The sequence below is a fragment of the Mesorhizobium sp. B2-4-12 genome, assembly GCF_006441575.1.
In the GTDB taxonomy this organism is placed as follows: domain Bacteria; phylum Pseudomonadota; class Alphaproteobacteria; order Rhizobiales; family Rhizobiaceae; genus Mesorhizobium.
On record NZ_VFVC01000020.1, the window covers coordinates 23,846 to 45,958 of the forward strand.

Consider the following 22,113-nt stretch of genomic DNA (forward strand, 5'->3'; position numbering starts at 1 on the left):
GGCGTCGCAAGACCAGGCAAGCGCCCGCTTCGGGACGATCTTTTAAAAATCTTTTGTGTCGCGATCCGTTTCCATCCTGCGGATCGTCCTTGCTTCGTCCGAAACAGAAGGAGACACGCCATGTCCGACAAATCCGTTATTCTGGTCAATCTGCTGAAGGTCAAACCCGGCAAGCAGGATGCGCTAATCGCGCTCCTGAAACAGAACACCGACACGGTGATCCGCACACTCCCGGGCTGGAAGGCGACCAAGCTGGTCGCGGCGGCGGACGGTGCCGGCGTCGTCATCTACTCCGAATGGGAGTCACCCGCGGCCATAGAGGCGATGCGCGGCGACCCGCGCATGAAAGTCTATTTTCCGAAGATCATCGAGCTGGCGAGCCTGGACTCGATCGTGGGATCGACGGTGTTGAGCGAGACCCGGTGACGGCCGGACGTGCGAGCAAGCAACCATCACGAAATCGGCGAAAGGAGAACCGCAATGGCCAAGATGGTCGTCGTCTACAGGAAGCCGGCTCACGTCGATGCGTTCGAAAGGCATTATTTCGAGACGCACATACCTCTGGCCAAGAAAATCCCGGGCCTCAGGAAATATGAGATCAGCAGCGGACCTGTCATGGTGATAGCCGGACCGCCCGATGTTCACCTGATCGCGACGGTGTATTTTGACGATCTTGACGCGATGAAAAAAGGCTTCGCAAGCCCGGAGGGGCAAGCGGCTGGGGCGGATCGGCGGCTTTATGCGCCTGATGAATCAGGCGTTCAAATGTTCGTTTTCGACACCAGGGAAGTTTGACCCGTCTTCTGTCCGCTACATCGCGACGGTTGACGGCGCCATCGGCGGCAAGACAACTACCCACATTGGAAAGCAGCCACTCGCCATTCCTCTCCCAACCGGCGGCCCTTGTCGAAAATTCTCGACACCGGCATCCAGTCCGTAATGGAACAAAGCGCGGAAGCACCGAAGGTCTCGATCGATGAATACGGAAGAATTCGAAGATCGGCTGAAAGCGCTGCGGCCACGCCTTCATCGCTATTGCGCGCGCATGACGGGATCGGCGATCAGTGGCGAGGATGTCCTTCAGGATGCCCTCGTCAAGGCCCTGCACGCGCGAGCCCAGGGCGCCGAGGTGGACAATCTCGAGGGCTGGCTGTTTCGCATCGCCCACAATGCGAGCCTGGATTTTTTGCGCGGCAGGTCGCGCAACACCGTGGTTCCGCTTACCGAAAACATCGAGGCCGCGCCCATGCCCGAGGCGGATATCGTCGCGATCAGCTTTCAGACCTTCCTGCGGCTGCCTGAACTTCAGCGCTGCGCGGTGATCCTAAGGGATGTGCTGGGGCATTCGGTCGAGGAGATCGCTGGCATTGCCGAGTGCTCTCCAGCCGCCGCCAAATCGGCGCTTCAGCGCGGCCGCGTCGCGCTGCGCCAACTTGCCGAGACGCCGGAGGACACCAGGCTGCCGCTGATGTCGGACACGGACCGGCGCAAGATCGCCGCCTTCGTCGATCTGTTTCGCGGCGGCGATTTCGACGCCATCCGCGCCATGCTCGCCGACGATGTGAAGCTCGAACTGGTGAACCGGCTGCACCTGGAAGGGCGCGGCAGGATTACGCCCTATTTCACGCGCTATGCGGAAGTGACGAAATGGCGGTTCGCCCTTGGCGCGGTCGAAGGACAACCGGCCATGCTGGTCTTCGACAGCACCGGCCCGATGGACAGACCCGCGCATTTTGTTCTGGTCGACTGGTCGGAAAACAGGATCATCGGCATCCGGGATTTCCTGTTCGCTCCCTATGTTCTGGAGGCCACGGACTGGGTTCAACTCGGCTAAGAAGCCATGGTCTCCTGGCACAGACACCGTCAAGCTGTGAGGTGAGGTCGCGACCGCGCGTCTGAGCGATTGTCGCGTGTTTGCTCGAGCCAAAGCCACGAGAGGCTGGCGCCGGACCCCGCCAGCTCTCGCCGGCGGGGCGGTGGTTACGACTACATGGCCATCTTCTCACATTCGGCCTGTGCCTTCTTGGTCGACGTATCGATCATGTAGGCTTTGCCTTTGGCGTCGGTCATCATCATCATGCAATGCTTGATAGGCTTCGCCATCTTCATCATTTCGCCGCTCATCTTTGCGTCCGGCGTCATGGTGCCCATATGGCCGTCCGGCATGATCGCCGTCACTTGTCCGGCCTTCATCATCGTCATCGTGCCCATGGCGTCTTCGGCAAAAGCCTGCGAGGCGGACAGGCCGACAAGGCCGGCAATAAAAACAAGCTTGATCGAGTGCATTCCACGAACTCCCATTTTTCCGGAGCACAGTTGCCCCTTTCAGCCTTCGCGGCCGCGGGGCCTGCTGTTACCTCAACACGAACATGTGACCGGAGCGCTGGCAACGACGCGGTGGAGAAGACCTTGGCGGTTTCCCATGACGAGCCGGTCGCTTCGCCCGCGCATGACTCCGCGCTCAACCTGTGCTATGCGCCGCGCTTGATGTCCGGCACGATGGATGAAATCGGCCGCAAACCGCTTATATCAGTGCAACCATGACCCTTTCGCTTGACCTCACCGCCGACGGTGCCCGTGACGCGTTGCGCGCCCGCGCCGTGCCCTCCGAAAAGCCGTCGCTGATCGGCCTGACGCGCGCCGAGCTGGCGGAGGCTCTCGTCGCGTCCGGCGCCGTACCAGAACGCCAGGCAAGAATGCGCGCCCAGCAGCTCTGGCACTGGATGTATGTGCGCGGCGTTTCCGACTTCGCCGGAATGTTCAACATCTCCAAGGATTTTCGCGCCGAACTGGACAAGCATTTCACCGTAGCCCGGCCCGAGATGGTCGAGGAACAGATCTCTTCCGATGGCACGCGAAAGTGGCTGTTCCGCTTTCCGCCGCGCGGCGCCGGCCGGCCGGTCGAGATCGAAACCGTCTACATTCCCGAGGAAGGCCGCGGCACGCTTTGCATCTCCTCGCAGGTTGGCTGCACGCTGACCTGCTCGTTCTGCCACACCGGCACGCAGAAGCTGGTGCGCAACCTGACGGCGGAAGAAATCCTCGCCCAGTTGCTCACCGCGCGCGACCGGCTCGGCGATTTTCCCGACCGCGACACGCCCGATGGCGCCATCGTGCCGGCCGAGGGCCGCAAAGTGTCCAACATCGTCATGATGGGCATGGGCGAGCCGCTCTATAATTTCGAGGCGGTGAAGAAGGCGCTGTTGATCGCCTCCGACGGCGACGGGCTTTCCTTGTCAAAAAGACGCATCACGCTGTCGACCTCCGGCGTCGTGCCGGAAATCTTCCGCACCGGCGAGGAGATCGGCGTCATGCTGGCGATCTCGCTGCACGCCACCAATGACGATCTGCGCGACCTTCTGGTGCCGATCAACAAGAAGTATCCGCTGAAGGAACTGATTGCCGCCTGCCGCGCCTATCCCGGCCTGTCGAACGCCAAGCGCATCACCTTCGAATATGTGATGCTGAAGGACGTCAACGATTCCATCGAGGACGCCAAGGCGCTGATCAAGCTGCTCAAGGGCGTCCCGGCGAAGATCAACCTGATCCCGTTCAATCCGTGGCCTGGCACCAACTACCAGTGCTCGGACTGGGAAACGATCGAGAAGTTCGCCGACTACATCAACAATGCCGGCTACGCCTCGCCGATCCGCACGCCGCGCGGCCGCGACATCCTGGCCGCCTGCGGCCAGCTCAAGTCGGAATCCGAGCGCATGCGCAAGGTCGACCGGCTGGCGCTGGAAGCCATGATGATCGCGGGGCACGGCGAGGCGTGAGCCGTCTCGTCGCCGGGCTCAAGCGTATCGCCATGATAGCGGTCGGTTATGTCGCCGCCGTGCTGACCTCGATCCTGGTGCCCGTGCTGCTGATCGCCCTTCTGGCAGGGATCGAGGATGACAACTGGTCCATGGTCTTCGCATTCGACTGGCTGGGTTCCTTCCCGCTTGCCGTGTTGACCGTGGCGGTCTGCGCGCTGCTGATCGTTGGGCCCGCGATCTTCCTCGCCGAGCGGCTCTGCCTGCGAGGATGGTTCTACTTCGCAGTCACGGGTGCGATCACGTCCATCGCGTTTGGCGTTTTTATCCCGGGCTCGGCCGGTGGGTTTGTTTTCAATCCGGGCTTTCTCGGGTTTCTGGCCACGGCCGGCACCGCCGCCGGTTCGGTCTATTGGCTTGTGGCTGGACGCAAGTCCGGTCACCTCATGCCGCGGGGTCCGCGATGAACCGTCTCGTCGCCTACATCGTCCGCTTGGCCATCATCCTGTTCGGCTACGCCGTCGCCGCGCTGGCGGCGAGCGCCTTCCTCAACATCCTGTTCCTGGCGTCGCACGGCTATGCGCCGGACCACACGCACCCGACAGCGACGGCTTCGCTGTATTTCTCAATTCCCTTCGTCGCCCTGTTCGTCGCCTACTTTGCCTTCATGCCGGCGGTGATCGTCATCCTGGTTGCCGAAATCCTCGGCCGGCGCGACTGGCTGTATTATGCGCTGGCCGGCGCCGTGGTCGCGGCCGTCTTCCTCGGCCTCGTCGACCACGCCGGTGACACCACCTTCGCGGTCACCGGCACTAACCCGATTATGGCGGTGATCGGCGGCGGCATGGTCGGCGGCATCTTCTATTGGCTCAGCGCCGGGCGCTGGGCCGGAAGCTGGTGGCAGGACGGAAGACCCGTTAGCCTGGGCGATCGAAATCCTGATCTCGACCGCAGCCCTTGACCGCAGCCTGTTGCTTTCGGCATGAGTAGCCGATGCCGAAAATGCCGAAGCCGGGCGCGACGCCCTCTCCCGCACCGCTCATCACGCCGCTTGCCGCTCAGAGGTTGAGGCCGGTCTTTGTCGACCGCTGGAGCGACAAGGTTCGGATCCGCACGCTCAGGCCATCCGAGGTTACGAGTGAGATCGCGGAGTGGTTGACTGATCCGGCGGTCATGGAAGGCCTGAACGCACCGCAGAAGGCGATGGGGCTCGAGGCCTTTCGTGTCTATGTCGCCAGCTTCGACAATCTAAAGCGCAATCTGATGACGATCCTGCGCCGGCCAGACGATACCCCGCTGGGCCTGGCTGTGGTGGAGGTTGATCTCAGGCACCGGCTTGGCTCGTTGCACCTGATCATCGGCGATCCGGAAAACCGCGGCCGGAACATGGCGTTCGAGGCGTCGGTGGTGTTGCTCCGGCATTTCTTTCGTGAGCGCAAGCTGGAAAAGGTTACTTTCCAGCCCTTGGCCCGCAACCAGGCGGCTATCGCCGTTTGCGAACGGTCAGGCCTGCGGCTGGAAGGCACCTTGCGCTCGCACCGCATAGACGGCCGCACCGGCAAACGCCTCGACCAGATGCTCTACGCGTTGACTCTCGAAGAGTATGAAGAGCGTGCGAAGGTGGACGCGGCCGCCGGGGTCGTCCGTCCGTTCGGCGGGCCAGGTCTTCCCGGCTAACAGACCGCCTTAGAATCTGTACGCTATGCCGAACTTCACCGTGTCGAGTGAGGGCCTGAAAGTGGCGCCGGCCGTACCGCCCGGCCCCGGCTCGATCTCATCGAACATATAGTGGAGATATTCCGCCTTCAGCGACCACTTGTCAGCCAGTGCATACTCCGCGCCGAGGCCCAACACGCCACCGAATTTCACGCCGGAAAAATCCGATGTCGATGCGGGTACGGAAGTTGGAAAAAAGATCGGACCTGAATAGGAAGTGGCCTGAAAATGTCCTGCCGCCAGGCCGCCAGTCGCGTAGGCCAGCAGACGGTCGGTCGCCGCATACCCGGCGCGCAGCCGCGCCGTCGCCACCCAGTCGACGTCGTATGTATACGCTTCACCCTTGCCGCCGGTGAAGGCCGCGCTGTCGCCAAATTCAGTGTCGCCGAGACCGACAAAGTCGAAATCACCGACCACGCCGTAGACGACGTTGCCGAACTGCCAATCATGACCGGCGTAAAGGCCGCCGAGAAAACCGTCCTTGTGGTAGGTGTCTTGGAACCTGGTGAAATCGGCGTCGAACCGGACAGAGGATCCTGCATATCCTCCTTCGACACCGACATATGAACCCGACCAATTGTACCGCGCGTCCTGAGCGTTCGCTTCGGCGCACAGGCCCATCACGGCAACTGATGCCAAGAGTATGTTTTTCATAGATTCCCCAATCACCCTTGGGGCCTATCTAAATGTGCGGCAATTGGCCGGCAAGAGCAAATTTGCAACGCTGTTCGCGAAATCCGACGCGCTGAAAAGTGCCTATTTCGCCTGCGCCGTGAGTATCTTGAGCGCGAAGGCCGAGAAGACGCCGGCGAAGAGATAGTCGACCACGCGCGTGACGCGCGGGCTGGCCTTCATCGCCGCCGAGAACCTTTCCGCCGCCAGCACCATCGGCGCCGTCACCGGGATCGACAGCACGATGAACATGGTGCCGAGGAAGAACAGCTTTCCCGGCGCGTTCGGGTCATGTGCGGAGACGAACTGCGGCAGGAAGGTCATGAAGAACAGGATGATCTTCGGGTTGAGCAGGTTGACGCCGAGCCCCGCCGCCCAACTGCGCAGCAGCGAGATTTGCGGCCCCGTCTTCTTTTCCGGCGAAAAGGCCGAGCCCTTGGCGATCGCCTGCCAGGCGAGGAAGACGAGATAGCCAGCGCCGAAGATCTTCAGCGCGAAAAAAGCCATCGGCGAGGCGACGATCAGCGCCGAGACGCCGACCACCACCAGGGTGGTGTGAATCAGCGTGCCGCACAGCGCGCCCGCCATCGAGGCGAAGCCGGTGGCGCGCCCCTGGCTCAGCGTGCGCGACACGAACAAGGTCATGTCCGGCCCGGGCGTGATCGCCAGGATGACGGTGGCGATGGCGAACTGGATCAGCGTGGTGGTGTCGGGAATGAAGGACATGCAAGGCCCCAGAACAATTCCGGGAAAAGTGCGAAACGGCTTTCCGGGCGGAATTGCGTCAGACAAGGAGAGGGAGACAGAGCGGCTCGCCGTTCGTGAAACGATGGACCGCTCCGGGAATGCGTGTGCCTATACAGGATGCGCGGCGATGGCGCCAGACACGGCAGGGCGAGCTGCGTCGCGCCACGCGCAGCATGCCAAGCCGCGCCGGACCGGAGGCTAAGCGGCAGCCGGCCGATGGATCTCGGCAAGCGTGGGGACCGCCGCACCGGTCAGCACGATCTGGTCGATTGGTTTGGGCCGGCCGAGGAAATAGCCCTGCGCCTCGTTGCAACCCTCGACTTGCAGGATGCTGAGCTGGACATGGGTCTCGACGCCTTCGGCGAGCACTGGAATGTCGAGGCTGCGCCCCAGTGTCAGCACGGCGCGGATGATCGCCTTGGCCTGCGGGCTGCGCTCGACATCGGCCATGAACGAACGGTCGAGCTTGATCTTGTCGAAAGGGAACGAGCGCAGCGTGTCGAGCGAGGAATAGCCCGTGCCGAAATCGTCGATCGCGATCGTCACGCCCAGCGCCTTGATCTGGCGCAGCACGTGCAGCGTGCGAACCTTGTCGGCGACGATCGTCGATTCCGTCAGTTCGAGTTCCAGGCGCTTCGGCGACAGCCCGGTCTCGACCAGGATCTGGTGGATGAGCGTGGCGAGGTCGGCATGGGCGAACTGCACCGGCGACAGGTTGACCGCGATCTTGTGGCCATTGCCCCAGGAGGCTGCCTGACGGCATGCGGTGCGCAGCACCCATTCGCCGATCGCCAGGATCGAGCCATTCTCCTCGGCGATCGGGATGAATTCGACCGGCGGGATCATGCCGTACACGGGGTGGGTCCAGCGCAGCAGCGCCTCATAGCCGCAGGTAGCGCCGGTCGCGACCGAAGTCTGCACCTGATAATGCAGCGACAGCTCGCCGCGTTCGATCGCCTGGCGAAGATCGTTGGCCAGCGCGCGGCGCGCCCGCGCCGTCTCGTCCATGGCCGATTCATAGAAGCAGACGGCCCGCGTCACGTCGTTCTTGGCCCGGTACATGGCCAGGTCCGCATTGCTGACCAGCCTCTCCCGGTCGGCGCCGTCACGCGGATAGACGGCAACGCCGATGCTGGCGCCGGTGACGATCTCGAAATCGTCGAGCCGCAGGGGCTCGAACAACGATTTTTCCAACCGCGAGACCAGGCCGATAAGATCCTTCTGGTCCTTGAAGCGCTTGATGGCGGCAAATTCGTCGCCGCCGAGCCGGGCGACGAACTCGCCGTCGCCGACGAGTTTCGCCAGCCTGCGGGCGATGATCTTGAGCGCCTGGTCGCCGGCGGCGTGTCCCCTGAGGTCGTTGATTTCCTTGAAACGATCGAGATCGATGACGATGACGGCGGTCATCGCATCCTGGTCCTCGCGCGCCCGCTTGATCTCATGGTCGAGGCGGTCGTTGAAGGAGACGCGGTTGGCAAGACCGGTAAGCGCGTCGTTGAGGGCGAGATGCTGGAGCCGCTCGAAGCTCTCGAGCCGGCCGCGCTCGTCGATCAGATAGCTGGCGAAGCCGGTGGCGGCGACGATCAGGCCGACAACGGCGACCGCGACGGCCATCGCTTCCAGGATGTCGGGATTGGTGCCCGTGGTGATGAAGGAGAGCGGCGTCACCGCCACCGCGGCCATTGCCGTGAAATGCAGGCCAACGATCGCCAGCACCAGCAGCCCGATGCCGAGATAGTGCGACCAGCGGTACGGCCGGCGCACCGCCTGGCCGATCGCGGCGGCGGAAAACACTATCGAGATCAGCAGCGACGCGACGACATAGCGGGCGTCCCACTCGACGATGCCGGCCACGTGATAGGCCATCATGCCGGTATAATGCATGGCCGAGATCGCCAATCCGACAAGGCATCCACCCCATTCCGGCGCCAGACCGCGGCCTTTGTCCAGAGCAAGGCCGAAGCCCGTCCCGGTTCCGACCATGGCGATGACCAGGGATATCATGGTGAGCGCCGGATCGAAGGTGATCGGCGCACCGGGCTGGTAGGCCAGCATGGCGATGAAATGCGTGCACCAGACCGAGGAGCCGGCCGCGACCGCGGTCAGGAACAGCCAGCCCCGCATCTGCACACCAACGGTTTTCCTGGCGCGGTCCAGCAGACCGATCGTCACCCAGCACCCGGTGACGCACATCAGCGCCGCCAGCAGAACGAGCCACAGATTATGCTCCGTGACGATACAGGATATAACGCGCATCAAGGATGGCCCAAGCCCGAGGATACCCGCGACGAAGCGAGCGAGGCTGCCCCGGCACGGTCCTGTGGGCCGGCGCAGCTCCGTCGGGTCTTTTAGCGGCGGGGCATGAAAACTTGATTAAATACGACAGCTAAATGCAGCCTTCGATTGCAGCAAGTTGTTTTCCTGGCCGGTGTTCAGCACCCAGCTATACGCTGGATCGGCAGTCTGGCGCCGCGCCTGCTTGCTCGCTTTGCCGTTCCTGCTAAAAGGCGCTCCGACCATCCGTGATGCCCGCTCAGGGCGTCCGCCATCCCACGGAGCAGAAATGTCCAAGGCCAAAGACGTCAAGAAAGTCGTGCTCGCCTATTCCGGCGGCCTCGACACCTCCATCATCCTGAAATGGCTGCAGACCGAACTCGGCGCGGAGGTCGTCACCTTCACCGCCGATCTCGGTCAGGGCGGCGAATTGGAGCCGGCGCGCCGCAAAGCCGAAATGATGGGCATCAAGGATATCCGCGTCGTCGATGTGCGCGAGGAATTCGTCTCCGACTTCGTCTTCCCGATGTTCCGCGCCAACGCCGTCTATGAAGGCACCTACCTGCTCGGCACCTCGATCGCGCGGCCGCTGATCTCCAAGCATCTTGTCGAGATCGCCAGGGAAACCGGCGCCGACGCCATCGCGCACGGCGCCACCGGCAAGGGCAACGACCAGGTCCGGTTCGAATTGTCGGCTTACGCGCTGAACCCCGACATCAAGGTCATCGCCCCCTGGCGCGACTGGTCGTTCAAGTCGCGCACCGACCTGATCAATTTCGCCGAGCAGCACCAGATTCCGGTGCCGAAGGACAAGAAGGGCGACGCGCCGTTCTCGGTCGACGCCAACCTCCTGCATTCCTCTTCCGAGGGCAAGGTGCTGGAAGACCCGTGGAGCGAGCCGCCGGAATTCGTCCACCAGCGCACCGTTTCGCCGATGGATGCGCCGGACAAGGTCACCGAGATCGAGATCGAATTCCTGAAGGGCGATCCGATCGCGCTCGACGGCAAGAAGCTGTCGCCGGCGACCATGCTGGCGGCGCTCAACGATCTCGGCCGCGACAATGGCATCGGCCGGCTCGACCTGGTCGAGAACCGCTTCGTCGGCATGAAGTCGCGCGGCGTCTATGAGACGCCCGGCGGCACCATCCTGATCGCGGCCCACCGCGCCATCGAATCGATCACGCTCGACCGCGGTGCCGCGCACCTCAAGGACGAGTTCATGCCGCGCTACGCGGAACTCATCTACAACGGTTTCTGGTTCGCGCCCGAGCGGCTGATGCTGCAGGCGATGATCGACAAGAGCCAGGAAGATGTCGAAGGCACGGTGCGGCTGAAGCTCTACAAGGGCAATGTCATGGTCACCGGCCGCAAGTCGAAGAAGACGCTCTATTCGGATGCGCTGGTCACCTTCGAGGATGACCGCGGCGCCTATGACCAGAAGGACGCCGCCGGCTTCATCCGCCTCAACGCGCTCAGGCTGCGCACGTTGGCGGCGAGGAACCGCAACGGCTGATATCCGGGCTCGACGGGAAATAGAAAGCCGACGCCGGCGTCGGCTTTCCTTACGACCAAACAAAAGCCCGGCACATGGCCGGGCTCCTGCTGCTGAACGAAGATCGGGTCAGTCGGCGTCGATCGCGGTCGCGATGCGGGCAATGGCCTGCTGATAGACGCTCGCGGAATTCCAGCCGGCAATTGCGCCCATGTTCGCCTCCGCGCTCGCGCCGGCCTGCCAGCCATGCCCCTTGAGGAAGTTGGCGGTGGAAGCCAGCGCAGTGGCCTTGTCGCGGAGGTTTCCGCTCCCTACGCCATATTTCAGGACATTCCCGGGCAGGAACTGTGTGTGGCCGATCTCGCCATGCATGGCGCCGACCGACGAGGCGGTCAACGTTCCGCGATCAACCAGCTTCAAGGCCGCAATGGCATGCGGGTGAAAGTAGTCCGGACGGCGGCAATCATAGGTCAGCGTCAAAATGGCCGAGATCGTGTTCTGGTTGCCCATCGAGGCACCGAAGCCGGTCTCCATGCCCCAGATGGCGAGCAGCACACCCGGCGATACGCCATAGTTCCGCTCGATCTGGTCGAACAGCGCCGCGTTCGACTTCTTCAGCGCACGGCCCTTGGAAATGATCGCCGCCCCGCCACGGCGCTTCATGAAATCGTCCACCGAGCCGCTGAAAGCCTTATGGATGGCGCGGTCGGCGGCGATGGTCCTTGTCGCGTAGGTCGCGCCAGCAAGAGCCGCCAGTCCCCTCGAACCTACACCTTCGGCCTTGGCCTCCGCGGCAAAATCCTGTTTCCAGGCATCGAAGCCGGCGCCGTTCTTGCCACAGCTTGGCGCCGCCTGCCCGGTCGTCGCAAGCCCAAGCACAGCCACCACCGCGGCCGCTAAAATCCTACCCTTGGCAAGAAATGCCATATTGTTCTCCTGGTTGCCTGATTCACGTCCCAGTTGCGAATTTGCCAGCGAAACGCACATTTGTCACCGTCCGCGGCGCCGTGCTGGCGAATGCCGGGGAATTTACCTACGATCAAGTAATTATTGTGGCGAACGCGGCCGAGAGCCGGCTGATCCACCTGCCGTGTTGCTGATTGGCGTCACCGGACGGAACGACGTTTGAAGGCCCGCGTTTTCGAAGCGACACCTCCCCGCACGCCGAGACCGATATGAAACTCTTCGACTGCCCGCAATGCGGCCACCGCCTGTATTTCGAGAACGCCCAGTGCCTGAACTGCTCCAGCCGCGTGCTCTACGACCCCGAACACGCGCGCTTTGTCCTGTCCGGCGTCGACGGCATCATCCAATGCATCAATGCCGATGAATGCGCCTGCAACTGGATGGCCGAGCCGGGCCGGGTTTTCTGCCGTGCCTGCGCGCTGAACCAGTTGATCCCCGATCTCTCCGTCGACGGCAACCGCCGCCGCTGGATCCGGGTCGAGGCGGCGAAGAAGCGTGCCGTCTATTCGCTGCTCGCCTTCGGCCTGCCGGTCGCGCCCAAGCATGCGCCCTTCGACGAGGTGGGCCTGGCTTTCGACTTCGTTGCCGATCCGATCGGCGGCGGCCCCGGCGGCGAACGCATCCTGACCGGCCACGACAATGGCCTGATCACGCTCAACGTCGCCGAGGCCGATTCGGCCGAGCGCGAGAAGCGCCGTGTCGAGATGGGCGAGAATTACCGCACGCTGCTCGGCCATTTCCGGCACGAACTCGGCCATTACTACTGGGATCGCCTGGTCCGCGACGATCCGCAAAGGCTGGAAGCCTTCCGCGCCTTGTTCGGAGACGAGCGAGCCGACTACGAACAGGCGCTGAAGACTTACTACGCCAATGGTGCCGCGCCCGACTGGCAGCAAGACCACATCTCGGCCTATGCGACCTCGCATCCATGGGAGGACTGGGCCGAGACATGGGCCCACCATCTGCACATCACCGACACGCTGGAGATGGTCCATGCGCTGAACTTCCCGCTCGGGCGGCTGGAGACGGTGGAGGCCAACGACTTGCCGCGGGGCGACACTGGCGGCCGGCTGCAGGCAGCCCCTTCCGAGCCTGCGAACAGACCCGAGCCTTTCGACAAGGTCCTCGCCCGCTGGCTGGTGCTGTCGGAAGCCTCCAATTCGATCAACCGCTGCATGGGTCTGCCGGATCTCTACCCCTTCGTCATTTCGGACGTCACGGCTCGAAAACTGGCCTTCGTTCACGACCTTCTGACCGGTTTGCCGAAAGACGTCGGAACAAATCGTGAGTTGGCAACGGCGCTTTAACCGGAACGCATGCGCCGCTGCGCCGTTTTCACCGCCGAGGGACCATGAAAACGGAGAGAACCCATGAAATCCCTGTTGTTGCCCGCGGTCGCCGGGATGTTGGCCGTGATGTCGGGTGCCGCGCTTGCCGACACAGCCGTCTCGGCCGTCACCGATCTCAACGTGCGCGCCGGCCCCGGCCCGCAATATCCAGTCATCGGCGTGCTCGCCGCTGGCCAGTCGGCAACGCTCAATGGCTGCATCGAGAACAGCAAATGGTGCACCATTGCCGAAGCGGGCGGCCAGGGCTGGGTCTATTCCGACTATGTGACGGCCGATTTCGGCGGCAGCCGGGTGGTGCTGACGCAGCGGCCGCACGGTTCCAGCGTCGCGATCGTCTCGCCGCCGGAAGACATCGGCAACTACTCGAATGATTATACCGGCGCGATCATCTCCAGCGACCCGGTCGTGGGCGACTTTCCTGCGCCTCCAGCCGAGGTCCGGACCTATGTCGACAGCCACCGCCTCGACCCGGTCTATCTCGACGGCGAGGTGGTGACCGGCGCGATCTTGCCCGACACCATCGAACTGCGCCCAATTCCGGATTACAACTACCGCTATGTCTATGTGAACGGTCAGCCGGCGCTGATCGATCCGCAGACACGGCGCGTCATGTACGTGATGCGTTGACATAGGCTTTCTCAAGCGGCCGCGACAGCACCGCCGCTTGAGCATGCAGGGCCAGTCGATGTTTCTGGCGCGCGCTTGGATCGGAAGTGCAGGCGCGCGCCGCTCCTTTGCGAAATCGATTCCGATCTTTAGGCCCATCGGCTAGTCAGCAGGTGGTGGATTCGGCAAAGGAACCGTCGTGATATCTGACCCTGCCGCCTTCGACCGTTACCGGCATTCGCCAAACCACAAAACCACCTTGTGGCGGCTGTTTTTCGGGACAGGGATCGTCGTCCTGTTCTGGGTGGTATCCACCGCGATCGTGCTGTTTGGCGGGACCTATGCCTTGTTCACCTGGCAGGCTTCGAAGGGCGGGGCCGCGCCTGCCGGCGGGATGCAGGGTTTCCTCGCCTCGCCCATCGGCATCCTCAGCGCGCTTGGCTCCTTCGCCGGCATCTGGATCGGCCTATGGATTGCGATGCGCTGGGTCCATGGCGAACCCTTGTCGGCACTTCTTGGCAACAGCCGGCGTGTTTGCCGACCGGATTTCCTCAAGGGACTGGTCGCGGTGCTGATCACCTCGCTTATATCCGAAATCCTGCTCTATTTCCTGGAGCCCGGGATCTCGCGCGGCACGATCCGCCTGTCGTCCTGGTTGCTGTTCCTGATCCCGATCGTCGCGCTCACTTTTCTGCAGACATCGTCGGAAGAGGTGCTGTTTCGCGGCTACCTACTGCGCGGTCTGGCCTACCGCTACAGAAGTCCGTTCATCTGGGCACTGCTGCCGGGACTGCTGTTCACATCACTGCACTGGAGCACGAATTCGTCCGCCGCCATCAATGCCTGCCTGCTGGCCTCGATCGCCGCTTTTGCCCTCCTTCTGACGCTCGTGGTCTATGCCACCGGCAATCTGGGTGCTGCGCTTGGCGCCCATCTCGGCAACAATCTGACCGGCTTCCTGCTGATCTCGCATCAGGCGAGCTACAATTCCTTCGCCCTGTTCACCGCCACGCCGCTCGAAGGGCCGGGCTGGACAACGACGGACGCGGTACTCATCGCCATGATCGGCATCGTCAGCAGCCTGCTGACGATTGTCTTGCTGCTTCATCCCCGCTCGCTGCTCAAGGTTGCGGCTGACACAGCCGAGCCAGCCAGCTGACACGGGCACGATGAAAATCATCTCGCAGGGCCGCCACGCCTTGCTGCCCAGCCCTTGCCTTGACTCTTGCGCCGATTTCCTGTCTACACGCCTCGAATTCCGCGACGAGTATCCCTCCGAGCAAGCCGACCAGGACGCCGAAGCCTCTTAGGAGGCCAAGTGCTGTAAATCGATCCTGGAGGCCAACACCCGGCAGCGCTGTGCGCCCCCGGGTGCTTTTTGGTTTTGGGCTTTTGCTTTTGCTTCGACTGGGTTTTGCTTGGAGACGGAGCGCGAACGCACTACCTCTCGGGCACCATCCGGGTGTCAGGGAAAAGGACAAAGAATGTTTGAATCGCTGCAGGAGCGCCTTGGCTCCATCCTGAACGGCCTCACCGGCCGCGGCGCGCTGTCGGAGGCTGATGTCTCGGCGGCACTGCGCGAGGTGCGCCGTGCGCTGCTCGAGGCCGACGTCGCGCTGGAAGTGGTGCGTTCCTTCACCGACAAGGTGCGCGAGAAGGCCGTCGGCGCCGCGGTGCTTAAGTCGATCAAGCCCGGCCAGATGGTCGTCAAGATCGTCCATGACGAGCTGGTCGACATGCTCGGCGCCGAGGGCGTCGCCATTGATCTCAATGCGCCCGCGCCCGTCGTCGTCATGATGGTCGGCCTGCAGGGCTCCGGCAAGACGACCACTTCGGCCAAGATCGCCAAGCGGCTGACCGAGCGTCAGAACAAGAAGGTCCTGATGGCCTCGCTCGACACGCGGCGTCCCGCCGCGCAGGAGCAGCTGCGCCAGCTCGGCGAGCAGGTCAAGGTTGCGACGCTGCCGATCATATCAGGCCAGAACCCGGTCGACATCGCCAGGCGCGCCGTGCAGGCGGCCAAGCTCGGCGGCCATGACGTCGTCATCCTCGACACTGCCGGCCGCACCCATATCGACGAGCCGCTGATGGTCGAGATGGCCGACATCAAGAAGGTGTCGAACCCGCACGAAATCCTGTTGGTCGCGGACTCGCTGACCGGCCAGGACGCCGTCAACCTGGCGAAGAGCTTCGACGAGCGCGTCGGCATCACCGGCCTGGTGCTGACCCGCATGGACGGCGACGGCCGTGGCGGTGCGGCCCTTTCGATGCGCGCCGTCACCGGCAAGCCGATCAAGCTGATCGGCACCGGCGAGAAGATGGACGGGCTGGAGGAATTCCACCCCAAGCGCATCGCTGACCGCATCCTGGGCATGGGCGACATCGTCAGCCTCGTCGAGAAGGCCGCCGAAAACATCGACGCCGAGCAGGCGGCGGCGATGGCCAGGAAGATGCAGTCGGGCAAGTTCGACCTGAACGATCTGGCCCAGCAGCTTCAGCAGATGTCCAAGATGGGCGGCATGGGCGGCATCATGGGCATGATGCCCGGCATGGGCAAGATGAAGGACCAGATGGCCGCCGCCGGCCTCGACGACAAGATGTTCGGCCGTCAGCTCGCCATCATCTCCTCGATGACCAAGGCCGAGCGCGCCAACCCCGATATTCTCAAGCACTCGCGCAAGAAGCGCATCGCGGCCGGCTCCGGCACCGACGCGGCCGAGATCAACAAGCTCCTGAAGATGCATCGCGGCATGGCCGACATGATGAAGGCGATGGGCGGCAAGGGCAAAGGCGGCGGCCTGATGCGCGGCATGATGGGCGGTCTTGCCTCCAAGATGGGACTTGGTGGTTTGGGGGGCGGCATGATGCCCGGTGGAATGGGCGGCATGCCCGACCTGTCGAGGATGGATCCCAAGCAGCTCGAAGCGTTGCAGAAGCAGGCGCAGGCCGCCGGCCTCGGCGGCATGAAGGGCTTGCCTGGCGGCCTTCCCGGCGGCGGCCTCCCCGGCCTGCCTGGCGGCATGAAGCTTCCGGGCCTCGGCGGCGGGCTGCCGGGCCTTGGCAAGAAGAAGTGAGGGGCGCGCTGTGAACGAGGAAAAAGACATGGCGGACGCCCGCATTGTCCTGGCCGGCTACCGCGCCTCGATCGACAACATCGATGCCGCGCTCATCCATATGCTGGCCGAGCGCTTCCGCTGCACCAAGGCGGTCGGCGTCCTGAAGGCCGAGCATGGCCTGCCGCCGGCCGATCCGGCACGCGAGCAGCAGCAGATCGCCCGTCTGCGCCAGCTGGCCAAGGACGCGCATCTCGATCCGGATTTCGCCGAGAAATTCCTCAACTTCGTCGTCCGCGAAGTGATCCGGCACCACGAACAGATCGCCGCTGCCAACGGCGTGACGAAAACCGGCTGACAACCAGCCACAATCTCATCAACGAAATCAGAGCTTTTAGGAGAAAAGAAATGGCACTGAAAATCAGACTGGCCCGTGCGGGCTCGAAGAAGCGTCCTTACTACCACGTCGTCGTCGCCGACGCCCGTTCGCCGCGCGACGGCCGTTTCATCGAGTCGCTCGGCTCGTGGAACCCGCTGCTGCCGAAGGACGGCGAACGCGTCAAGGTCGACGCCGACCGCGTCAAGCACTGGCTGTCGCACGGCGCCCAGCCGACCGACCGCGTGCTGCGCTTCCTCGACGAGGCCGGCCTTGCCAAGCGCGACGCCCGCTCCAACCCGAAGAAGGCCGAGCCCGGCAAGAAGGCCCAGGAACGCGCGGCACTTCTGAAGAAGGCGCAGGACGACGCCGCTGCTGCCGTTGCGGCCGCAGCCGCGCCGGCGGAAGAAGCCGCCACGGCGGAGTAATCGCTTCGCATCCCTTGCGGATACCAGAACGGCGGGCCTGTGCCCGCCGTTTTGCTGTCTGCGGTCCAAGAGCGCTCAATAGCCGCTCGGGCAGCGGTCGACATAGACCCGCCCATGGCGGTCGCGGTACCGGCACTGGCCGCTTTCGCTGGCATGGCCGATCAGGGCGCCCGCCACGGCGCCTACGGCACCACCGACCACGGCGCCCTGGACCGGATCGCCGGCAACGGCCGCGCCAACCGCGGCACCGCCAAGGCCGCCCACGGCCGCGCCTTTTTCCGTCTGCGAACATGCACCGAGCGCCGTCGCCAACACCAGAACAGTCAATATCTTCTTCATTTTAGCTCCTCTCACACGCGGGTCGCCGTCTCGCCGCCGAGTCCTTAACTCTCAGACGGCTAATTTGATCCCGAGGAGAATAAGATCGCTACAGTGCCCGCTGGATGGCGCTGAACATTCTCTCTCTCGATTATCGGCTGAGCGGGATCAGCGCGCGGACCCGGGGGTCGCGTAGATAGAGGCCGCCCCACAGGATGATGCCGAGATAGACGCCGAACAGCGTGTGTGAGAACAGCGGGCTGCCGATGCGCACATGCGTGGCGATGGCGCCGCCCATATAGCCGGTGAGCAGGATCGCGCCGAGCACCGATGTGCGTGGCAAAGCGTAGAGCGCGGTCGAGACCAGCCCTATGACGCCGAGCAGGCGCGCGACATTGGCGTCAGCGGGCCAGCCGAGCTCAGTCATCGTCTGTGTGACGATGTCGAGCGGCGGCAGCTTGATGGCGCCGTCGAAGATCATGAACAGGACGATGACGCCGCTGAGCACGCGGCCGGTCCACAGGGCGCCCGAGGAGACAGGCGCGGTTTCGGAAATGCTCATTGGTCTTCCTCCGGTGGTTCGGCCCCTTTTGATGGTCGAACCAAGGACGCGGGGTAGAGCGGCAATCCTACAGGGGTCTGGATTCTTTTGATCCGTCCTCTGCCGGATCTAGGAAAAATAGAACTTCTCAGCCGGGATCATCTTCGGCGGCGTCTCGCCAAGCGCCTCGAACACCGAGATTTCGCAGACGCGGCACAGGCCGTCGAGGGCGAGGTCGTTGGCCTCGGTGCCGAAAGGATCCTCGAGCTCTTCCGAAAGCGCGTCGAGACCGAAGAAGGTGTAGGCGATCAGCGCCGTGAACAGCGGCGTTGCCCAGCCGGTGGTCGAGATCAGGCCGATGGGCAGCAGCAGGCAGACGATGTAGGCCGTGCGGTGCACCAGCAGCGTATAGGCGAAGGGCAAGGGCGTGCCGGCGATCCGCTCGCAGCCGGCCTGGATGGCCGATATCGACGCCAGCCTTTCGTCCAGGATGCGGAAGCCGATCGCGTCGAGTTCACCGCCCCGGCGTTGGGCATTGGCGCGCCGGCCCATGCGCCTGACCATCTCGTCCGCCGGATTGGCAAAGCTTGCGGCCCGCTCCGCCTCGGCATCGATGAAGGCGCCGGCGTCCTTCACGCTGTCGATCTTGCGTAATTGCCCGCGCAGGAAATGACAGAAGGCCAGCGCCTCCATCAGCAGCGCGCGCTGCTCGGCCCGGTTGGGAATGAGGCTGGTGGTGGCGCGGGCCAGATTGCGGATTTCGAAGACCAGTGCGCCCCACAGCTTGCGCGCCTCCCACCACCGGTCATAGGCGGCGTTGTTGCGGAACGAAAGGTAGATCGACAAGGTCACGCCCACCAACCCGAAAGGCGCGATGCTGAAGACGCCGAGATCGAGATGGAACTGGCGCGCGACGACAAGGATGACCGCCGAATAAAGCGCGAAGCCAAGGATCTGCGGCAGGATGCGCGGCACCACGGAGCCGCGCATGACGAAGAACAGCTGCAGGAAGGTGGGGCGCGGGCGAACGATCATCGAAGGGCCTTTCACGGACCGGCGTCGGCCCTCAGCTCCTCTATTGTGCGATCGGACAGATGCGCAAGCTCAGCCGCCAGCGACATCGCCATGTCGTGCCCGCCGTGTGCGGACTATCGGCATCCGGCAGTTGCGGATATTGAGGAAATTGCAGGGCCGCCCCCAGTACAGGCAAGAAAAATGACCGGCGAGACCGATCTGAAAAAGCTGCTGGCATCGATGACGCCGGAATTGCTCGATGGCACCTATGTCTTCGCGACGCTGGCGCCCGGCGTTCTCCAGCCGGAAGGCCTCGATCCGGTCATGATATTTCGCGAGCGCGAGGGCACGACGCTGATTGTAACTGAGGATGCGGCGAGTGCCGCAGGGCTGGCCGCTTCATTCCGCTGCCGGATGATCACGCTGAACATCCACTCATCGCTGGAAGCAGTCGGCTTCCTCGCCGCCATCACCGCGCGGCTCGCCGGGGCCGGCATGGGCGTCAATCCGGTCTCGGGCTTTTATCACGACCACCTGTTCGTTCCGGCTGACCGGGCGCAGGAGGGATTGGGGTTGCTGCACCAGTTGGCCAGGGACAGCGCAGGCTGAAATCAACACCTGCGAACACAGAGAATGTCAGGCAGGCCTTCCTCGTTGGTCGTGCCGTCGCCGAACGCTTCGGCACGAAACCCGTGGCGCTCGTAGAAACGCCGGGCGCCGGTATTGGCCTGGAAGCAATGGAGTTTCACGACCGGCAAAGTAGCGGTCGCGTCGATCAGCAACCGGCTGCCTATGCCTTGCCCGGTCCAGGCCGGGTCGAGGTAGAGTTGTTCCACCCAATCGCCACTGACGGCAATAAAGCCGACAATCTCGCTGCCGGCTTCGGCGACCGTCGCCTGCTGCCGTGGCAGCAGAATGTCGCGGATGAAGGCAAGATCCTCAGCCGGCGTGTGGATGACCAGCATCCAGTCGAACGAGTTGAGCGCCGCCCGCATCACCTTGGCGATGGCGGCGGCATCCGAACCGATGGCCGGGCGCAGAGTGATTTTGGTGCGATCGCTCATAGGTCGGCGCTGCCCCTCATCCGCCCTTCGGGCACCTTCTCCCCGTATAGTGACGGGGAGAAGAAACCAACGGCCGAAGGCCGAGCCCGCGACGCGGGCCGCCGGTCGTCCGGCGCCCCCGCGGAGGGCCCGCCGCGGCAGCGGCGATACGGCCCGTGAGCGCTAATTGAACAGCCGTCAGGCCGCCTTCTGCTTCGGCTGGATCAGTCCGCGCTCGATCAGCAACTCTGCGATCTGCACGGCGTTGAGCGCCGCGCCCTTGCGCAGATTGTCGGAAACGATCCACATCGACAGCCCGTTGTCGACGGTCGAATCCTCACGGATGCGCGAGATGAAGGTGGCGTCCTCGCCGGCCGATTCGAGCGGCGTGATGTAGCCGCCGTCCTCGCGCTTGTCCAAAACCTGGCAGCCGGGCGCATCGCGCAGGATGTCGCGTGCCTCGTCGGCGGTGATCGGCTTTTCGAACTCGATGTTGACCGCTTCCGAATGGCCGATGAACACCGGCACGCGCACGCAGGTCGCCGTCAGCTTGATCTTGGGATCGAGCATCTTCTTGGTCTCGGCCACCATCTTCCACTCTTCCTTGGTGAAACCGTCGTCGAGGAAGACGTCGATATGCGGAATGACGTTGAAGGCGATGCGCTTGGTGAACTTCTTGACGTCGACCTGGTCGGCGACGAACACGGCACGCGTCTGCGTGAACAGCTCGTCCATGCCTTCCTTGCCGGCGCCGGACACCGACTGGTAGGTGGCGACGACGACGCGCTTGATGGTCGCGACGTCATGCAGCGGCTTCAGCGCCACGACCAGCTGCGCCGTCGAGCAGTTCGGGTTGGCGATGATGTTCTTGCGCGTGAACAGCGAGATCGCGTCGGGATTCACTTCCGGCACGATGAGCGGCACGTCCTGGTCGTAGCGGAAGGCCGACGAATTATCGATGACCACGCAGCCCTGCTTGCCGATCTTCGGCGACCATTCTTTGGAGACGTTGCCGCCGGCCGACATGATGCAGATGTCGGTGTCGGAAAAATCATACTGGTCGAGCGGCCTGACCTTCAGCGTGCGGTCGCCGAACGACACTTCCGTGCCCATGCTGCGCCGCGAGGCCAGCGCCACCACTTCGCTCACCGGAAAGCCGCGCTCTTCCAGTATGTTGAGCATTTCCCGGCCCACATTGCCCGTGGCGCCGACGACTGCAACCTTGAAACTCATCGAAATCTCCTGTCCCTCTCCGCTTGGTTTGTTGGAGAAAACCCGCCGGCCGATGCGGGTTCCGTCCCGGGCCGAACCCGGGAGAGGGTGGTTAGGCCAAGGGAATCACACCGTTTTGGTGGTGGTTTTGGTGGTTTTCTTGGCCAAGAATAGGGGTTTGCTGGAACGAGGCGACGCGCCGACGCGCCCGGCCCAATGGTTTACATCGTGGCTGGGGGCGTCGAATGCAAGAGGAGCCGTCGAGAGGCCGCGCATCGAAAAACGATCCCGTTCGAAGCGGGCTTTTACGCGGTTTGCGACAGGAGTCAATTGGTCGCGCGGCGCTGCTCTTCCCTTCCGAGCAAAGCTCGGTCGGATGAGGGGTGCTCCAGCTTGGCACCGACGGCGATCCTTCCAGCACCCCTCAACCGTCTTGGCGCTGCGCGCCAATCCACCTTCTCCCACAGGGCGAGAAGGGGAAGCGGTACCTCTTGCCCTGTACAAGAGCGACGCCAAGAAGTACGAACGGCCAAGATTGTTTTGGCTGGCGC

Annotated in this window: 25 protein-coding genes; 15 read left to right on the plus strand and 10 right to left on the minus strand. The window is 63.4% G+C overall.

Going from position 1 to position 22,113, the window contains the following annotated elements; translation table 11 throughout:
* Positions 1–120 precede the first annotated feature (120 nt).
* The 3 genes from FJ934_RS14020 to FJ934_RS14030 all read left to right on the plus strand — a co-directional run bounded on the left by FJ934_RS14020 (position 121) and on the right by FJ934_RS14030 (position 1,834).
* Positions 121–426 carry an antibiotic biosynthesis monooxygenase family protein gene (locus FJ934_RS14020; protein ID WP_140610207.1) on the plus strand — a complete coding sequence of 102 codons (306 nt, stop codon included), beginning with the start codon at positions 121–123 and terminating at the stop codon, positions 424–426.
* A 54-nt stretch (positions 427–480) separates the two neighbouring features.
* Positions 481–795, plus strand: a complete 315-nt coding sequence (locus tag FJ934_RS14025; RefSeq protein WP_140610208.1) for an EthD family reductase — start codon at positions 481–483, stop codon at positions 793–795.
* A gap of 181 nt (positions 796–976) precedes the next feature.
* Complete coding sequence (locus tag FJ934_RS14030; RefSeq protein WP_140610209.1) at positions 977–1,834, plus strand: sigma-70 family RNA polymerase sigma factor; 858 nt, start codon at positions 977–979, stop codon at positions 1,832–1,834.
* A gap of 152 nt (positions 1,835–1,986) precedes the next feature.
* Here FJ934_RS14030 and FJ934_RS14035 read toward each other — a convergent pair whose 3' ends face one another.
* Positions 1,987–2,286 (minus strand): hypothetical protein, encoded by a 300-nt coding sequence (locus tag FJ934_RS14035; RefSeq protein WP_140610210.1) that lies wholly within the window; start codon positions 2,284–2,286, stop codon positions 1,987–1,989.
* A gap of 254 nt (positions 2,287–2,540) precedes the next feature.
* On the opposite strand from FJ934_RS14035, the gene rlmN reads away from it, so the two are divergent.
* From rlmN to FJ934_RS14055, 4 genes are read left to right on the plus strand one after another with little or no spacing between them, the layout of a single operon-like run.
* Positions 2,541–3,776, plus strand: coding sequence for a 23S rRNA (adenine(2503)-C(2))-methyltransferase RlmN (gene rlmN, locus FJ934_RS14040; protein ID WP_140610211.1), 1,236 nt, complete (start codon positions 2,541–2,543; stop codon positions 3,774–3,776).
* Positions 3,773–4,222, plus strand: coding sequence for a hypothetical protein (locus FJ934_RS14045; protein ID WP_140610212.1), 450 nt, complete (start codon positions 3,773–3,775; stop codon positions 4,220–4,222). The genes rlmN and FJ934_RS14045 overlap by 4 nt, the downstream gene beginning before the upstream one ends.
* Positions 4,219–4,716, plus strand: coding sequence for a hypothetical protein (locus FJ934_RS14050; RefSeq protein ID WP_140610213.1), 498 nt, complete (start codon positions 4,219–4,221; stop codon positions 4,714–4,716). The genes FJ934_RS14045 and FJ934_RS14050 overlap by 4 nt, the downstream gene beginning before the upstream one ends.
* A gap of 32 nt (positions 4,717–4,748) precedes the next feature.
* A complete protein-coding gene (locus FJ934_RS14055) occupies positions 4,749–5,432 on the plus strand; it encodes a GNAT family protein (RefSeq protein ID WP_140610214.1) in 684 nt (227 codons plus the stop codon).
* Between the two features lie 9 nt (positions 5,433–5,441).
* Here the strand turns inward: FJ934_RS14055 and FJ934_RS14060 are convergent, their stop codons facing one another.
* The 3 genes from FJ934_RS14060 to FJ934_RS14070 all read right to left on the minus strand — a co-directional run bounded on the left by FJ934_RS14060 (position 5,442) and on the right by FJ934_RS14070 (position 9,146).
* Positions 5,442–6,125: an outer membrane protein gene (locus FJ934_RS14060; protein WP_140610215.1), complete on the minus strand. Its 684-nt coding sequence runs from the start codon at positions 6,123–6,125 to the stop codon at positions 5,442–5,444.
* A gap of 102 nt (positions 6,126–6,227) precedes the next feature.
* Entirely contained in the window at positions 6,228–6,869 is a 642-nt protein-coding gene (locus FJ934_RS14065) for a LysE family translocator (protein ID WP_140610216.1), read from the minus strand.
* Between the two features lie 219 nt (positions 6,870–7,088).
* Positions 7,089–9,146 (minus strand): bifunctional diguanylate cyclase/phosphodiesterase, encoded by a 2,058-nt coding sequence (locus tag FJ934_RS14070; RefSeq protein ID WP_140610217.1) that lies wholly within the window; start codon positions 9,144–9,146, stop codon positions 7,089–7,091.
* 307 nt (positions 9,147–9,453) lie between these two features.
* On the opposite strand from FJ934_RS14070, the gene FJ934_RS14075 reads away from it, so the two are divergent.
* The gene (locus tag FJ934_RS14075; protein ID WP_140610218.1) at positions 9,454–10,677 is read left to right on the plus strand and encodes an argininosuccinate synthase; all 1,224 of its coding nucleotides are present in this window, start codon (positions 9,454–9,456) and stop codon (positions 10,675–10,677) included.
* 108 nt (positions 10,678–10,785) lie between these two features.
* Here the strand turns inward: FJ934_RS14075 and FJ934_RS14080 are convergent, their stop codons facing one another.
* Positions 10,786–11,583, minus strand: coding sequence for a lytic transglycosylase domain-containing protein (locus tag FJ934_RS14080; RefSeq protein ID WP_140610219.1), 798 nt, complete (start codon positions 11,581–11,583; stop codon positions 10,786–10,788).
* Between the two features lie 248 nt (positions 11,584–11,831).
* Here FJ934_RS14080 and FJ934_RS14085 point away from each other — a divergent pair, with 248 nt between their 5' ends.
* The 6 genes from FJ934_RS14085 (at position 11,832) to rpsP (ending at position 17,434) form a co-directional block, all read left to right on the plus strand.
* The gene (locus FJ934_RS14085; protein ID WP_140610220.1) at positions 11,832–12,929 is read left to right on the plus strand and encodes a putative zinc-binding metallopeptidase; all 1,098 of its coding nucleotides are present in this window, start codon (positions 11,832–11,834) and stop codon (positions 12,927–12,929) included.
* A 63-nt stretch (positions 12,930–12,992) separates the two neighbouring features.
* Positions 12,993–13,598: a DUF1236 domain-containing protein gene (locus FJ934_RS14090; RefSeq protein ID WP_140610221.1), complete on the plus strand. Its 606-nt coding sequence runs from the start codon at positions 12,993–12,995 to the stop codon at positions 13,596–13,598.
* Between the two features lie 178 nt (positions 13,599–13,776).
* Positions 13,777–14,736 (plus strand): CPBP family intramembrane glutamic endopeptidase, encoded by a 960-nt coding sequence (locus tag FJ934_RS14095; protein WP_140610222.1) that lies wholly within the window; start codon positions 13,777–13,779, stop codon positions 14,734–14,736.
* A 325-nt stretch (positions 14,737–15,061) separates the two neighbouring features.
* Positions 15,062–16,651, plus strand: coding sequence for a signal recognition particle protein (ffh, locus tag FJ934_RS14100; protein ID WP_140610223.1), 1,590 nt, complete (start codon positions 15,062–15,064; stop codon positions 16,649–16,651).
* Between the two features lie 10 nt (positions 16,652–16,661).
* Positions 16,662–16,988 (plus strand): chorismate mutase, encoded by a 327-nt coding sequence (locus tag FJ934_RS14105; RefSeq protein ID WP_140610224.1) that lies wholly within the window; start codon positions 16,662–16,664, stop codon positions 16,986–16,988.
* 50 nt (positions 16,989–17,038) lie between these two features.
* Positions 17,039–17,434: a 30S ribosomal protein S16 gene (rpsP, locus tag FJ934_RS14110; RefSeq protein WP_140610225.1), complete on the plus strand. Its 396-nt coding sequence runs from the start codon at positions 17,039–17,041 to the stop codon at positions 17,432–17,434.
* 75 nt (positions 17,435–17,509) lie between these two features.
* Here rpsP and FJ934_RS14115 read toward each other — a convergent pair whose 3' ends face one another.
* From FJ934_RS14115 to FJ934_RS14125, 3 genes are all read right to left on the minus strand, one after another.
* The gene (locus tag FJ934_RS14115) at positions 17,510–17,773 is read right to left on the minus strand and encodes a YMGG-like glycine zipper-containing protein (protein WP_140610226.1); all 264 of its coding nucleotides are present in this window, start codon (positions 17,771–17,773) and stop codon (positions 17,510–17,512) included.
* A 130-nt stretch (positions 17,774–17,903) separates the two neighbouring features.
* Positions 17,904–18,314: a DoxX family protein gene (locus FJ934_RS14120; protein WP_140610227.1), complete on the minus strand. Its 411-nt coding sequence runs from the start codon at positions 18,312–18,314 to the stop codon at positions 17,904–17,906.
* 108 nt (positions 18,315–18,422) lie between these two features.
* A complete protein-coding gene (locus tag FJ934_RS14125) occupies positions 18,423–19,328 on the minus strand; it encodes a bestrophin family protein (RefSeq protein ID WP_140610228.1) in 906 nt (301 codons plus the stop codon).
* Positions 19,329–19,508: 180 nt separating this feature from the next.
* Between FJ934_RS14125 and FJ934_RS14130 the strand changes: the two genes are divergently transcribed.
* The gene (locus FJ934_RS14130; RefSeq protein WP_140610229.1) at positions 19,509–19,916 is read left to right on the plus strand and encodes an ACT domain-containing protein; all 408 of its coding nucleotides are present in this window, start codon (positions 19,509–19,511) and stop codon (positions 19,914–19,916) included.
* A 2-nt stretch (positions 19,917–19,918) separates the two neighbouring features.
* Here FJ934_RS14130 and FJ934_RS14135 read toward each other — a convergent pair whose 3' ends face one another.
* Together FJ934_RS14135 and FJ934_RS14140 are read right to left on the minus strand one after the other, a co-directional pair.
* A complete protein-coding gene (locus tag FJ934_RS14135) occupies positions 19,919–20,371 on the minus strand; it encodes a GNAT family N-acetyltransferase (protein ID WP_140610230.1) in 453 nt (150 codons plus the stop codon).
* 177 nt (positions 20,372–20,548) lie between these two features.
* On the minus strand, positions 20,549–21,583 hold the full coding sequence (locus tag FJ934_RS14140; RefSeq protein WP_140610231.1) for an aspartate-semialdehyde dehydrogenase: 1,035 nt from the start codon (positions 21,581–21,583) through the stop codon (positions 20,549–20,551).
* Between the last annotated feature and the right edge of the window lie 530 nt (positions 21,584–22,113).